This window comes from Pigmentiphaga daeguensis (assembly GCF_039523035.1).
In the GTDB taxonomy this organism is placed as follows: domain Bacteria; phylum Pseudomonadota; class Gammaproteobacteria; order Burkholderiales; family Burkholderiaceae_B; genus Pigmentiphaga; species Pigmentiphaga daeguensis.
This window is the reverse complement of the sequence record NZ_BAAAEN010000006.1, coordinates 91469-105851: the sequence shown is the minus strand read 5'-3', so window position 1 is coordinate 105851 and position 14383 is coordinate 91469. Positions and strand designations below refer to the sequence as shown.

General features: G+C 68.5%; 11 protein-coding genes. 7 read left to right on the top strand and 4 right to left on the bottom strand.

Translation table 11 applies throughout. The annotated features are described in order from the left end of the window. Positions 1-8 precede the first annotated feature (8 nt). The gene (locus ABD104_RS10240) at positions 9-977 is read right to left on the bottom strand and encodes a Bug family tripartite tricarboxylate transporter substrate binding protein (RefSeq protein WP_343927462.1); all 969 of its coding nucleotides are present in this window, start codon (positions 975-977) and stop codon (positions 9-11) included. A 173-nt stretch (positions 978-1150) separates the two neighbouring features. On the opposite strand from ABD104_RS10240, the gene ABD104_RS10235 reads away from it, so the two are divergent. Then, positions 1151-3100, top strand: coding sequence for a BCCT family transporter (locus ABD104_RS10235; protein WP_087838051.1), 1950 nt, complete (start codon positions 1151-1153; stop codon positions 3098-3100). A 6-nt stretch (positions 3101-3106) separates the two neighbouring features. Here ABD104_RS10235 and ABD104_RS10230 read toward each other — a convergent pair whose 3' ends face one another. Both ABD104_RS10230 and ABD104_RS10225 read right to left on the bottom strand, forming a co-directional pair. Then, complete coding sequence (locus ABD104_RS10230; protein WP_132979530.1) at positions 3107-3748, bottom strand: glutathione S-transferase family protein; 642 nt, start codon at positions 3746-3748, stop codon at positions 3107-3109. After that, positions 3738-5681: a PAS domain-containing hybrid sensor histidine kinase/response regulator gene (locus ABD104_RS10225; RefSeq protein ID WP_425543327.1), complete on the bottom strand. Its 1944-nt coding sequence runs from the start codon at positions 5679-5681 to the stop codon at positions 3738-3740. Before ABD104_RS10225 ends, ABD104_RS10230 begins: the two co-directional genes overlap by 11 nt. Before the next feature lie 292 nt (positions 5682-5973). Between ABD104_RS10225 and ABD104_RS10220 the strand changes: the two genes are divergently transcribed. The 6 genes from ABD104_RS10220 to ABD104_RS10195 all read left to right on the top strand — a co-directional run bounded on the left by ABD104_RS10220 (position 5974) and on the right by ABD104_RS10195 (position 12838). Beyond that, on the top strand, positions 5974-7161 hold the full coding sequence (locus tag ABD104_RS10220) for an alpha/beta hydrolase family protein (protein WP_132979655.1): 1188 nt from the start codon (positions 5974-5976) through the stop codon (positions 7159-7161). Positions 7162-7192: 31 nt separating this feature from the next. Continuing rightward, positions 7193-8881, top strand: a complete 1689-nt coding sequence (locus tag ABD104_RS10215; protein ID WP_132979656.1) for an AMP-binding protein — start codon at positions 7193-7195, stop codon at positions 8879-8881. After that, positions 8878-9726 (top strand): VOC family protein, encoded by an 849-nt coding sequence (locus ABD104_RS10210; protein ID WP_132979531.1) that lies wholly within the window; start codon positions 8878-8880, stop codon positions 9724-9726. The genes ABD104_RS10215 and ABD104_RS10210 overlap by 4 nt, the downstream gene beginning before the upstream one ends. After that, the gene (locus ABD104_RS10205; protein WP_087838046.1) at positions 9723-10871 is read left to right on the top strand and encodes an FAD-dependent monooxygenase; all 1149 of its coding nucleotides are present in this window, start codon (positions 9723-9725) and stop codon (positions 10869-10871) included. The genes ABD104_RS10210 and ABD104_RS10205 overlap by 4 nt, the downstream gene beginning before the upstream one ends. 78 nt (positions 10872-10949) lie before the next feature. After that, a complete protein-coding gene (locus tag ABD104_RS10200; RefSeq protein ID WP_087838045.1) occupies positions 10950-11720 on the top strand; it encodes a TetR/AcrR family transcriptional regulator in 771 nt (256 codons plus the stop codon). A gap of 149 nt (positions 11721-11869) precedes the next feature. Then, positions 11870-12838, top strand: coding sequence for a Bug family tripartite tricarboxylate transporter substrate binding protein (locus ABD104_RS10195; RefSeq protein ID WP_338616700.1), 969 nt, complete (start codon positions 11870-11872; stop codon positions 12836-12838). 273 nt (positions 12839-13111) lie between these two features. Here ABD104_RS10195 and ABD104_RS10190 read toward each other — a convergent pair whose 3' ends face one another. Continuing rightward, positions 13112-14308: an MFS transporter gene (locus ABD104_RS10190; RefSeq protein WP_343927460.1), complete on the bottom strand. Its 1197-nt coding sequence runs from the start codon at positions 14306-14308 to the stop codon at positions 13112-13114. Between the last annotated feature and the right edge of the window lie 75 nt (positions 14309-14383).

Sequence of the window (14383 nt, the reverse complement as noted above, 5' to 3'; positions counted from 1 at the left end):
GGCGGGCGTCAGTTGAGCGTGATCCGGGTGCGTTCGATGATACGGGCATACAGCTCGCGCTGGCGCGCGGCGAACTCGGCGAACCGGGCCGGCGTCGAGCCCGCGGGCTCGATGGCGGCCTGCTTCAGGGTCGCCGCGACGCCGGGGTCGGCCAGCGCTGCGCGCACGGCGGCGTTCAGGCGCTCGACTACCGGAGCCGGCGTGCCGGCGGGCGCGACGATGCCGAACCACGAATACAGGTCGACCTCGCCCGCACCCTGTTCCTGCGCGGTGCCGATCTCGGGCGTTAGCGGCGATCGTTTGGCGCTCAGGATGGCAAGGGCCTTGAGCTTGCCGGTGCGCACCTGCGGCAGCGTGGCGGCCAGCGTGTCCACCACCACGTCGACGTTGCCGCCCATCAGGTCCACCAGCGCCGGCGCGCTGCCCTTGTAGGGCACGTGCAGCAGGGTGGCCGACCGTTGCAGGCCTACCAGCTCCATGCCGATGTGGTTCGAGGTGCCGGCGCCCATGGAGCCATAGGCCAGGCCCTTGGGGCGCTCGCGCGCCTGGTCCAGCGCCTGGACCAGGGTGGTCCACGGGGCATCGGGGCGGGCGACCACCACGTTGGGCACGGTGCCCAGCAGCGAGACGTGGTCGAAGGAGTCGGTGGGCGAGTAGCCCACGTCCTTCATCAGCAGGGGATTGATCGCCAGGGTGGCGTTACTGGCAACCAGCAGCGTATAGCCGTCGGCCGGCGCCTTGGCCACCGATTGCGCGGCCACCACCGTGCCGGCGCCCGGGCGGTTGATGACGACCACCGCCTGGCCCAGTTGCCGGCTCATGCCGCCGGCCACGGTGCGGGCCAGCAGGTCGGTGGTGCCGCCCGCGGCGAAAGGAACGATCAGATTGATGGGGTGGGCCGGGAAATCGGCCGCCGCGGCCGGGGGCGTCGCGGCCAGGGCCAGCAGCGCGGCCAGTGCGGTACGCAGGATAGTCATCGCAAGTCTCCACCTTGAATGACGCCATTCTGCGGGGGGACCGCGGGGCTGTCGGTTAACTGGTTAACGCACGGCGTTTGCCTGGAAGGGGCCAGGGGTGAAAAAATGCGGGGCAGGCGATACCCGCCGCGCGCGTTCCTGGCGCGCGCATGCATGTTCAACGGGGAGTCCTCATGAAAACAACGATAGATCGCCCAGTGTTCTTCACCGCGGCCGCTTTCATCCTGGCGCTGGTGGTCTGCGCCGTCTCCGCCCCGCGCATCGTCGGGGACGTCTTCGACACGATACAGCGGTGGATACTGACCAACGCGAGCTGGTTCTACATCCTGGCGGTGGCCATCATCCTGCTGTCGGTCGTGTTCATGGCCGTGAGCCGCTACGGCAACATCAAGCTCGGTCCCGACCACAGCGAACCCGACTACCGGAACTTCACCTGGTTCGCGATGCTGTTCTCGGCCGGCATGGGCATAGGCCTGATGTTCTTCGGCGTGGCCGAGCCCGTCATGCACCTGGTGGCGCCGCCGGTGGGCGAGGCGGGCACGGTGGCGGCGGCCCGCGAGGCCATGAAGATCACCTTCTTCCACTGGGGACTGCATGCCTGGTCGCTGTACGCGGTGGTGGCGCTGGTCCTGGCCTATTTCAGCTACCGCCACAACCTGCCGCTTACGCTGCGGTCCGCGCTGTACCCCTTCATCGGCGACCGCATCCACGGTCCGCTGGGCAACGCGGTGGACATTTTCGCCATCATCAGCACCGTGTTCGGCGTCGCGACCTCGCTCGGGCTGGGGGTGGCGCAGATCAACAGCGGCCTGCACCATCTGTTCGGCACGCCCATCGGCACGGCCACCCAGATCATCCTGATCGCCATCGCATGCGGCCTGGCCACCCTGTCGGTGGCCAGCGGGCTGGATCGCGGCATCCGCATCCTGTCCGAGCTCAACCTGTACCTGGCCGTGATCCTGCTGCTGTTCGTGCTGGCCGTCGGACCGACCATCTTCCTGTTCCAGAGCTTCCTGCAGAACACCGGCGCCTATCTGTCGGACATCGTCGCCAAGACCTTCAACCTGTACGCCTACCGCCCCACGGACTGGATAGGCGGCTGGACGCTGTTCTACTGGGGCTGGTGGATCGCCTGGTCGCCGTTCGTGGGCCTGTTCATCGCCCGCATCTCGCGCGGCAGGACCATACGCGAATTCGTGATGGGCGTGCTGCTGGTGCCCACCGGCTTCACCTTCCTGTGGATGACGGTGTTCGGCGGCTCGGCCATCCATCTCGTGCTGTTCGAACACCTGGACAGCCTGGCCGACACCGTCAAGGCGGACAGTTCGCTGGCGCTCTTCGCCTTCCTCGAACACTATCCCTGGGGCCACGCGATCTCCATGCTGGCCATCGCGATGGTGGTCGTGTTCTTCGTGACCTCGGCCGATTCGGGGGCCCTGGTGGTGGACCTGCTGGCCTCGGGCGGCGCCGAGTCCACGCCGGTGTGGCAGCGCATCTTCTGGTCGGTGCTGACCGGCGTGGTGGCCGTGGCGCTGCTGCTGGCCGACGGGTTGCAGGCGCTGCAGACCGCGACCATCGCCAGCGCGCTGCCGTTCTCCATCGTGCTGCTGGCCTCGGTATGGGGGTTGTTCAAGGCCTTGAAGCTCGATGCCACCAAGCGCCGCATCCACCATCAGTCGCTGGCGCTTTCACGGCCGGCGGGTGGCGGCGAGCCGTGGGAATCGCGGCTGCGCAACATGGTCATGATGCCGCGCCGCGCCCATGTGCTGCGTTTCCTGTCGGACGTGGTGCGGCCGGCCATGGAGGCGGTGGTCGAGGAGTTGCAGAAGCTGGGCTACGAGGCGCGGGTGCGCGACGGCGAGGAAGGCGAGGTGGCGCTGGAGGTGGTGCACCAGGAGGCCCTGGATTTTTCCTACGCCGTGCGGCCGGAGTCCTTCGTGCGCCCCGGCCTGACCGCCGCCGAGGTGCGCGACGAAGAAGGGCGCAAGTACTTCCGGGCCGAGGTCCACCTGCGCGAGGGCGGCCAGGACTACGACATCATGGGGTGGAGCCGCGACGCCGTGATCGGCGACATCCTGGATCAGTACGAGCGCCACCGGCATTTCCTGCACGTGGCGCGCTAGCTGCCGTCAGCCGGCCTTGCCGGCCTGGATGGCCGCGCCCAGCTCGTCGTCGATCCGCTGGGCGCGGACCGCCGCGGGGCGGCTGGTCAGGCGCTGCACGTAGCGCTGGTAGGCCGGCCGCTTCTCTATCGTGCCGAACATCATGCCCCAGGCCAGCTGCGAGCCCACGTAGACGTCGGCCGCGGTGAAACCGTCGCCCGCCACGTAGCCTTCGCCGGCCACGGCCGTCTCCAGCACGTCCAGCACCTCGGCCAGCGAGCCGTAGCCCACCATGCGCCGCCGGTCTTCCGGCACGCTGATGCCCAGTGCCTGGTTGGTGACCGCCGCTTCCACGGGGCCGGCACAGAAGAACAGCCAGCGGTAGTAGGCGCCGCGCAGCGGGCTGTGCGGGGGCGGGGCGAGCTGCGCCTGCGGGAAGGCATCGGCCAGGTAGGCGCAGATCGCCGCGGATTCGGTGACCACGGTGTCGCCGTGGCGGATGGCGGGCACCTTGCCCATGGGGTTGATGGCCAGGTACTCCGGACCCTTCATGGTCGTGGCGAAATCCAGCACCTCGGTACGGTAGGGCTGGCCGACCTCTTCGAGCATCCAGCGCGCGATGCGGCCGCGGGACATCGGGTGGGTGTAGAAGACAAGTTCATCGTTCATCGCAAGTTCCTGCATCGTCGGGTGCACTGGGTGGAGCGTCGGATGGTACGGCAGGCTCGACCCCGTCGACAATGGGTCCGAGTTGAGAGACGTCCAGCGGCTTGACCAGGTGCATGTCGAAGCCGGCTCGCGCCGTGCGCTGCCTGTCTTCTTCCTGCCCATAGCCGGTCATGGCGATGAAGACGGTGTGCGCCAGTTGCGGGATGGCCTTCAGGGCCCGCAGCGCCGCGAAGCCGTCCATGGTGGGCATGGCCAGGTCGATGAAGACGATGTGCGGCTGGAAGCTGGGCGCCATGCGCAGCGCGGCTTCCGCCGTGTACAGCGGACGCGCCTGGTGGCCGTTGATCTCCAGCAGCATGGCCAGGCTGTCCGCCGAGTCACGGTTGTCGTCCAGCACCAGGATGCGCCTGGCGGTCGACGTCCGGCGCGAGCTGGTGGCCATGGCCCGCGCGGGCGGCGCCGGCTCGTCCAGGGGCAGGCGGACCGTGAACGTGCTGCCGAGGCCGGGCCCGGGGCTGGACGCGGAAATGGCGCCGCCGTGCATGCGTACCAGCGACCGGCACAGCGTCAACCCTATGCCCAGTCCGCTGTCGGTGGGGTTGGTCTCGCGGTCTTCCTGTACGAACAACTGGAAGACCGCATCCAGGGCCTGTTCCGGCATGCCGCGGCCCTGGTCGGCCACCTCGATCAGCGCCGACCGGCCTTGCCGGGAGGCGCGTATGGTGATGGCCGTGCCCGGGGGCGAGAACTTGGAGGCGTTGTGCAGCAGGTTGTGCAGCACCTGCACCAGCCGCGTCATGTCGCCCTTCACTGTCAGCGGCTCGGCGGGAAGGTCCACGTCGATCCGCTGTTCGCGGGCATCGGTGTGGAAACGCGACGATTCGATGCTGCGTTCGATAATGGTGCGCATGTCCACCGGCGCCAGGCGCAGCTCGATCTTGCCGGAGGTGAGGCGGCCGATGTCCAGCAGGTCGTCGACCAGCCGGGACAGGTGCGTGATCTGGCGATCGATCATGTCGCGGCAGCGGGCCACGGTGGGGTCGATGTCCAGGTCCTTCTGCAGGATGCCGATGGCGTTGCGCACCGGGGCGAGCGGGTTGCGCAGCTCATGGCCTAGAGTGGCCAGGAACTCGCTCATGCGCCGGTTGGCCAGCTCCAGTTCCTCCAGGCGCTTGCGCTCGCTCATGTCGCGCATGATCTTGGCGTAGCCCCGCAACTGGTTGGCCTCGTCGTAGACGGCGGTAGTGGTCACGTTCGCCCAGAACAACGAGGCGTCCTTGCGCTGGCGCCAGCCTTCCTCTTCATAGCGGCCCTCGGCCTGGGCGATGCGCAGCACCCGGTCGGGGCCCTCGGGGGACGCGTCGTCGGCGGGATGGAACATGGAGAAGTGCCGGCCGATGACTTCGTCCCGCCGGTAGCCGGTGATCTGCGTGGCGCCGGTGTTCCAGCTCGTGATCATGCCTTCGGTGTCGAGCATGTAGATCGCGTAGCCTTCCACGCCTTCGAGCAGCAGCCTGAACCGTTCCTCGCTCTGCCGCAGCGCCTCGGTCTGGCGGCGGCGTTCGCTCAGGTCCCGGGTGATCTTGACGTAGCCCTTGAGGGTGCCGGACTCGTCCCGCAGCGCGGTAATGACGACATTGGCCCAGAAGGTCGAGCCGTCCTTGCGTACGCGCCAGCCCTCGTCCTCGAAGCGGCCATGCAGGGCGGCTTCTTCCAGCTCGTAGCGCGGCCAGCCCCGCGCCACGGCCTCGGCGGTATAGAAGACCGAAAAGTGCTTGCCCAGGATCTCGTCGGCTTCATAACCCTTGATCTTGGCCGCGCCGGCGTTCCAGGTCCTCACCCGTCCGTCGGGGGACAGCATGAAGATCGCATAGTCTTCGATGGCATTGACGAACATACGGAAGCTGATGTCCGTATCGCTTCCGAACCCCATTGCCGCCTCGCCCGTCCCGGGCTCTTTTTCCTCGGCCTGGAGTCGGGCCAAGTCCATGGCTGAGAAGCTCAAGGCATCACCTCGTGGTGCTCGAACAACGAGTCTATACACGCTCCATCATGGGGCCTGTAACAAGGTGAATCGCCATGCGATGGAAATAATTGACATGATGTCAAATAAAGCATAATTTAATTGATAGGGTGATATTTAATTCGAGGAGACTGCCTTGGCCACTACCGACAAGCCGGTCGTCACGGCCGGCATGAGAGGCGCGTCGTGGGACCCACGGCTGATGAGCCGGCCTTACCAGGTGGTGCCCTATGCGTTGGGCACGGCCGACGGCCAGCGCACGCTGGGTTTCCTGTTCACCACGGCCGAGTCGGGCAAGACGGTCGTGTCGCTGATGCATCCGCGGGAAATGGCGGTGACGCACTATATGGTGCCTCATGTGCTGGACGCCGGCTGCGCCTGCTGGGTGCAGGGATCGCGTTCCATCGGCAACGACCTGCGGCTCGAGCATGAGGTGGCCTTGTTCGACGTGGCGGCCGGCATGGCGCACCTGCGTTCGCTGGGCTACGAGAACATCGTGCTCTTGGGCAACTCGGGCGGCGCCGGCCTGTACACGCTGTACAACCAGCAGTCGTCGCTGCCGGCCGGGCAGCGCATCGCCCGCACCCCGGGAGGGCGGCCCACCGCCCTGGCCGAGCTGGAGATGCCGCGCGCCGACGGCATGATCCTGCTGTCCCCGCATCCCGGGCAGGGAAGGCTGCTGATGGCGGGCATCGATCCTTCCGTGGTGTCGGAGGACGATCCCCTGGAGACCGATCCCGCGCTGGATCCCTTCTCGCGGGACAACGGCTACGATGCCGAGACGGGCGCCGCGTCCTACGATCCCGCATTCGTCCAGCGTTACCGTGCCGCCCAGGCCGAGCGCGTCGCCCGCATCGATGCCCGCGCGCGGCAGATGCTGCGGCGCAAGGCCGAGGCCAGGGCGAAGGTCAAGGCGGGCGGGGCGTCGATGGCCGAGCAGCGGATCGCGGCGCACGCGCCCGTCTTCCAGGTGTGGCGCACCGACGCGGACCTGCGCTCGTGGGATATTTCCATCGATCCGTCGGACCGCAGGACCGGATCGTTGTGGGGCAGGAATCCGCTGGTCTCGAACTGGGGCAGCGTGGGATTCGCCCGGGTGGTCACGCCCGAGTCGTGGCTGTCCACCTGGTCGGGACTGTCGTCCAACGCTTCGCTGGAGAAGACCGCGGGCGCCATCACCCAGCCCACGCTGCTGGTGGAGTACACCGGCGACCAGTGCACCTTTCCGGCCGACATACGGAAGATCCACGAGCAGATCGGGGCGGCCGACAAGCGCCACGTGCGCGTGCGCGGCAATCACCATGGCCTGGCGCTGGCCCCGGGCGAGGAGCCCGGCCAGCGTATCGCCGGGCGCGCGGTCGGCGAATGGCTGCGCGAAAAAATGGCCTAGGCCCCAGCTCAAGCATGACATGGACGCAGACATGATGAACGTGGAACCAAGGGTCCGGCTCGAGGGCGTGCGATATCCCGATGCCGATCGCCTGCGCCGCTACGCGCGGCTGGGACTGCTGGGCGGCGAGACGCTGGCTGGCGCGTTCGCGCGCTCGCTCGCGCTGCATGCCGACCGGTTGGCGCTGGTCGGGCCGCGGCTAAGGATGAGCTACCGCGACCTGGACCGCGACAGCGACCGGCTGGGCGCCGCCATGCTGGCGCTGGGGCTGGCCCGCCATGACCGCGTGCTGCTGCAGAGCGGCAATTGCGCCGAATTGCTGGTGGCCTTCCTGGCCTGCCTGAAGGCCGGCCTGATTCCCATCTGTGCCCTGCAGGCCTTCCGCAAACTGGAAGTGAGCTACCTGGCGAAGCTGGCCGATGCCCGCCTGCATCTCGTCCAGGGCGACGACGCCCGGTTCGACGACGTGGCCTTCGCGCGCGAGATCCAGGAAGCCGTGCCCACGCTGCGCCACATCGTGCAGGCGCGGGGCGAGCCGCGCGCCGGCGCGCACGGGCTGCGCCAACTGATCGATGCCATGCCCTGGGAGCGCGCCAGGGCGATGCTGGCGGACATCGAACACGACCCATGGCAGGTCGCGGTATTCCAGCTGTCCGGCGGCACGACCGGCGTGCCCAAGATCATCCCCCGCTTCCAGAGCGAATACGTGTACAACATGCGGGCCGTCGCCGCCTGCAACGGCTACACCCGCGACGACGTGCTGTTCTTCCCCACGCCGTACATGCACAACCTCAACATGGGCTGCTGCTTCGGCCCCTTCCTGCTGTGCGGCGGCGCGATCACGGTGGCCCCCGACCTGGGCGAGGAAACGCTGCGTGCGCTGGTCCGGGACCATCGCCCCACGTGGTTCGGCGCGCCGGGTCCCATCCTGACGCGCATCGCGCCAGAACTGGCCCTGGCGGACGAGCGCGAGAAGGCGCGCCGGCGTTTCATCACCTCGAAGAACGCGGGCGGCATGGCGCGGCTGACGGGATCGCCGGCACGGCACATCTTCGGCATGACCGAAGGCGTGATCATGTTCACGCGCGAAGACGATCCGCCCCATCTGAACGACGGTTCGGTGGGCCGGCCGGTATCCGAGCACGACGAAGTGAAGATCGTGCGCCCCGGCACGGAAGAGCCTGTGGCCGACGGCGAGATCGGCGAAGCGCTGTTCCGCGGCCCGTACACCATCCAGGGCTACTACAAGTCCGCCGCCGAGGATGCGCACCGCTTCACGGCGGACGGCCATTACCGTTCGGGCGACCTGATGTCCAGCCGGATCGAGGACGGGCGGCGCTACTACTTCTTCCAGGGCCGCATCAAGGACGTGATCGACCGGGGCGGCGAGAAGATCAACGCCGAGGAAGTCGAAGGCGTCGTCAGCCGCCATCCCGCCATCCTGAACTGCGCGCTGGTCGGCATGCCCGATCCCGTCTACGGCGAAAAGGCCTGCCTGTTCGCCACGCTCCGGCCGTCGGCGCACGCGCCGGACGTCGAGGAACTGGGCCGCTTCCTGCATGGCGAGGGGCTGGCCAAGTTCAAGTGGCCCGAACGCATCGAGGTCCTGGCGGATTTCCCGCTCTCGGCCTCCGGCAAGCTCAGCAAGCAGATCCTGCGGGAACGGATCGCCGCCATCCTGGCGCAGGCCGCGCCCAGCAACGAGGAACTTCCGACATGACTACCGAAGCGCTTTCCCCTCTGCGATTGCACGGCGTGCACCATACCGCCCGCCCCACCTGGAAACTGTCCGAGACGGTGCGCTTCTACCGCGACCAGCTCGGCCTGCCGCTGGTGCACGCGATCTCCGCGCGCGGCTGGGGGTCGGACGACCATGCCGACTTCCTGCACTTCTTCTTCGATAGCGGCAATGGCAGCACCATCGCGTTCTTCTACTACATCGGCACGCAGCGTCCGGACAAGCTGCGCGTGAGCGACCATTACCAGGAACGCGCGACGCACACCGCGTGGCGGGTGCCGGACGAGGCCGAGCTGCTGCGGTGGCGCGCGCGCGTGGAAGCCGCGGGCATCCCGCTGCGCTACCAGATCCGCCACGAGGTGATCGAGTCCATCTACTTCAACGATCCCAACGGCTACCCCATCGAGATCACCACCCAGTTGCGGCCCTTCGGCCAGGCCGATGCGGACGATGCCGCCCGTACGCTGGAGGCCGCGATGGCGCTAGAGGCGGGGCAGGGCGAGCGCCTGGACGGCATCGAGCCCGTGTGGCGGCGCAAGGCGGCGGCGCTGGACGACGTGGACCGGCCGGCCGGCGTGGCGTCGGTGTACGTGCTGGACGTGCCCGAGTTCGCCCCGCTGCTGGACGATGCGCGCGCCCGAGGCTATGCGGTGGGCCGGGGCGCGGCCGGCTACGCCCGCATCGATGGCACGCCCGGCCTGCGGTTCCGGCGCAAGGAGCTGGGCTTCAAGCCCGCCGTCTGGTACGGCGCGCTGACGGGCGGCCTGGCGGGCCGCATCGCCGCGTTCGACATGGACACCCTCGCCATCGACCCGGAGTCGCCATGAAGGTCATCATCGTCGGTGGAGGCCCGTCGGGGCTGTTCCTGTCCATCCTGCTCAAGCAGCGCCTGCCGCATGCGCGCATCGCGGTGCTCGAGCAGAACCCGGCCGGCGCGACCTTCGGCTTCGGCGTGGTGCTGGCCGACACCGGCCTGGCCTCGCTGCGCGAGGCCGCGCCCGAGGTGGTCGAGGACCTGATGGGCGCCATGCGCTTCAACGACCGCCAGACCATCGTCATGCGCGAGCGGCCCATCGTCGTGCGCCGGCCGGGGGCGGGCGGCGGCGCGATTCCGCGCATCGACCTGCTGCGCATCCTGCAGGACCATGCCCGCCGCCTGGACGTGGACGTACGCCACGAGCACCGGCTGGCCGACGTCCATGCGCTGGACGCCGACCTGGTGGTGGGCGCGGACGGCGTGAATTCGACGCTGCGCGCGGCCGACGAAGCCGCCTTCGGCACGACGCACGGCCGGCTGACCAACCACTTCGCCTGGTATGGCGTCGACAAGGCCTTCGAGACGCCGGCACTGGTGTTCCGCGAATGGCGGGGCGGCTGCTTCGTCGCGCACTACTACCCGTACTCGGCGGCCATGAGTACTTTCGTGGCCGAGTGCGACGACCGGACCTGGGTCGAGTTCGGCATGGAGGCGATGGACGCGCAGGGGCGGCAAGCCCTGTTCGAACAGGTGTTCGCGCCGGAGCTGGGCGGGCATGGGCTGGTGTCCAACCATTCCAGCTGGCGCCAGTTTCCGGTGGTGCGCAATCGATCCTGGCATGCGGGCAACCGCGTGCTGCTGGGCGATGCGCTGGCCAGCGCGCATTTCTCCATCGGTTCGGGCACCCGCATCGCGATGGAGGACGCCGTCGCGCTGGCCGAGGCACTGCGCCAGCGCCCGGACGACGTCGGCGGTGCGCTGGCGCTGTACGTGGCGTCGCGCAAGCCCGCCAAGCAGCGGCTCATCCGCGCCTCGGAAGCGTCCTACACCTGGTACGAGCGCGTGCGCGAATGGATGCGGATCGACTCGCCGCACGAATTCGTCTACCGCTTCATGACCCGCACGGGGCGGGTCGATCGCGACCGCCTGAAGCTCCAGTATCCGGAACTGGTCCGCGAGATGGAGGAGGCCGGGGTGGCGGCGCTGGCCGGATAGCGGGCGCGACGGACGCGGAAATTGCCGCCCTGGCAATAATTTTCTACGATAGAGCCGTCTCCACCCGCCCCGCCCGCCATGCCCGCCCCCAAGAAGGCCGCCGCCCAGGCCCCCGTTCCCCGCCGCCGCGGCCGGCCTCCCAAGGTCGAATCGCCGATCACCGCCGAGCCCATGCTGAGCCGCTGGGCCATACTCCAGCGCGCGATAGAACTGGCCAAGAGCATGCCGCTGGACCAGATCTCGATGGTGCAGCTGGCGCGCGATTTCGGCGTCGCGCCGGGCCTCATCCACTACTACATGGGCGGACGCGACAAGCTGGTGTCGGGCGTCCTGAACGACTATTACCGCCAGCGGGTCGAGAAGCTGCCCGCGCTGACTGGCGACTGGCGCTCGGACGTCGAGACCATCGCGCGGCTGAGCTTCGCGGTGGCCATCGCCAATCCGGGTGCCAGCATGTACGTGGCCTCGCACAACCGCTACCGCCTGTTCCAGGACGTCGAGCCGGACGAGACCGACTACGGCATGGTGTTCTTCAACCATATGGCCTCGGCCATCATGCAGGGCGGCTTCACGAACGACCAGGTGGCGCTGGCCTACCACCTGATCGCCCAGTACCTGGTGGGCGCCAGCATGGCCGAGGCTTCGCGGCAGATGCCGGCCTACCACGAGGATTTCATCCGGGCGCGGCTGGAGTCGGCGGATCCCTACCCCGCCGCGCGCGCCATCAGCCGCTCGTTCGCTCGCCTGAGTTCGGCCACGGCTTTCGACGAAGGGCTGCGCATCACGCTGGACGGCATCGCCGCCTGGCGCGCGGGCGCTTCCTCTACCCGGCGCCCGCGCCAGGGATAGGATCGCCATGGCGCGGCGCGCGTCCTGCCTCCGTACAAACCATTATTTGATACTCAATCAATTATTCGTACATTAATTGAATGCATATCAAATATGGTCGAGGAGCGGGTGGCGCCCAGCCTGCCCGCGCGTACCGGAGGAGACACGACATGGATCGCAAACTGGCCTGCGCCGCCGCGCTGGCGGGCATCCTGGCCGCGGTGCCGGCGCTTGCCGCCGAGACCTATCCGGCCCGCATGGTGAAGATGGTGGTGCCGTCCATCGCCGGCAGCGCCCCCGACATCATCGCGCGGCTGGTGGCCGAACGGCTGACCGCGGCCTGGGGCCAGCAGGTGGTGGTGGAGAACCGCCCCGCCGGCAACGGCATCGCCGCCATGCAGGAACTGGCCCAGGCCGCGCCCGACGGCTATACGCTGGGGCTCTTTCATGCCGCGGCGGCCGTGACCACGCCGGTCATGTACAAGGAAGCCCGCTTCGACATCGAACGCGATGCCGAGACGGTGGCCACCATCGCCTATACGCCGATGCTGTTCGTCGCCAATGCCCAGGCGCCGTACAAGAGCGTGGCCGAGATCCTGGCCGCCGCCCGCGCCAGGCCCGACGACGTGGTCATCGGCAGCCCCCGCCGCGGATCCGTTCCCCACCTGACCTCCGAGATGATGGGCCAGTACGCCCATGCCCGGTTCCGGCAGATCGGTTTCAGCGGTACGACGCAGGCCATCCAGGCGCTGATCAAGGGCGACATCCCGCTGTACGTCGACGGCACCGCGCCGCTGCTTCCGTTGGTGCGCAGCGGCCGCATCCAGGCCATCGCCGTCACGGCCGACGAAGCGCTGCCCGGCCTGGAAGGCATTCCCCTGGCCAAGGACGCCGTACCCGGCACCGTCGCTTCCGGCTGGTTCGCCATGTTCGCCCCCAAGGGCACGCCCCAGGCCGTGATCGACCGGACCAGCGCCGACGTCAACGCGGCGCTGCGCCAGGGCCCCTTCGTCGCCCGCCTGACGGAACTGGGCACCTATCCGATGATCAAGTCCCACGCCCAGGCGCGCGACTTCATCCGCAGCGAAAAGAAGCGTTGGGAAGAAGTCATCGCCGAAGCCGGCGTAAAACCCGAGTAACGAAGAGCAGACCCAGGATCCGACTCCGCCGGTCGGGGAAGCCCACCCCCTACCCGCTTGCGCGGGCCCCTCGAGGGGGCGAAACCGGCGGACTGCAAAGCCAGATCCGCGGTTTCCTGGGTCTGGGGAAACTGTCTTGGGTTGTAGCACCGGTGCTGTCGCCGGCAGCCAGCGATAGCACCGGTGCCACAACCCAAGAATCGAGTACTAGACCCAGGATGCGGTGGATCCGGCTCCGCCGGTCCACCCGCATCGCCCCCTGGGGGGCGCGCGTCAGCGCGTAGGGGGGGACCTCTTCGGCAGCCACCGCCAAAGGACGGCCGCCGCTGCGAGCCCCAGCGTGCCTACCGATGCCACCCCTATGGTCAGCGACGCCACGGCCGTGATGGCCGACAGGATGACCGGTCCGAGGCTGTTGCCCACGTCGGCGATCAGGCGCCAGATGCCCAGGAACTCCGTGCGTCCATGGGCGGGCGAGGAGTCGGCCCCCAGTGTCATGACGATGCCCGAACTGATGCCGTTGCCGAAGCCCAGGATCAGCGACACGATCAGGAAGGACACGACGCCGGTCGTCAGCGAGGTGGCCATCAGCGCGCCGCCCATCAGCAGCACGGAGGGCAGCGCCACCCACAGGCGGCCGTGCCGGTCCATGATCGTGCCGGCCGGATAGAACACCGACATGTCGATGGCGGCGACCAGCCCGTAGATGATCGAGGCGGCGGTCGGCGCGAGCCCCAGGTGGTCGGCCCACAGCGGGATCACGACCTGGCGCGACGAGCGCAGGGCGCTGACCAGCAGGATGCCCAGGCCCAGGGTCAGGAACACCTTGGCATGGTCGCGCGCGATGTCCTGGACGCGCGGCTTGGCGCGCGCGGGATCGGCATGGAGCTGGCCGCCCATCTCGGGGGCGAGGTGAGCGATCAGCCCGGCGCCCGAGATCGCCACCGCGGCCACCCAGTAGGCACCGTTGATGCCCACGAAGTGAATCATGGCCGCGCCGGCGAAAGGGCCGATGAAGACGCCTATCCGGTTGGTGCCGCCCAGTGTGGAGAGTGCCCGCGCCCGCATGTAGGAGGGCACGGCATCGATCAGGTAGGTCTGGCGGGCCAGCATGAAGACCGACGCCGCCATGCCCACCAGGAAGACCCCCACGGCCAGCATCCAGGCATGCGTGGCGAAGATGCATAGCAGCAGCGCCAGCACGCTGAACGCGGCCGCGCCCGCCATGGACCGGCGTTCCCCGTGGCGGGACGTGATCATGGCGGCCGGGATGTTACTGACCAGCGAACCTATGCCCATCAGGGACACGATCAATCCGGCCAGGGCCACCGAGGCGCCGAGCTCGCGGGCGCTGAGCGCGATGATCGGGAGGATGGCGCCGTTGCCGACGCCGTAGAGGACTGATGGACCGAATGCCGGGACGGCGATCTGCTTGAGGCTGAAGGGAGTGTCGCTGCGCGGCGCTGTCATTGCGGGGGGAAGGGGCTGGGGCGGGCCGGCGGGCGCCGCGTGTGGTCGATGCCGCAATTGTCGCGCAAATCGACG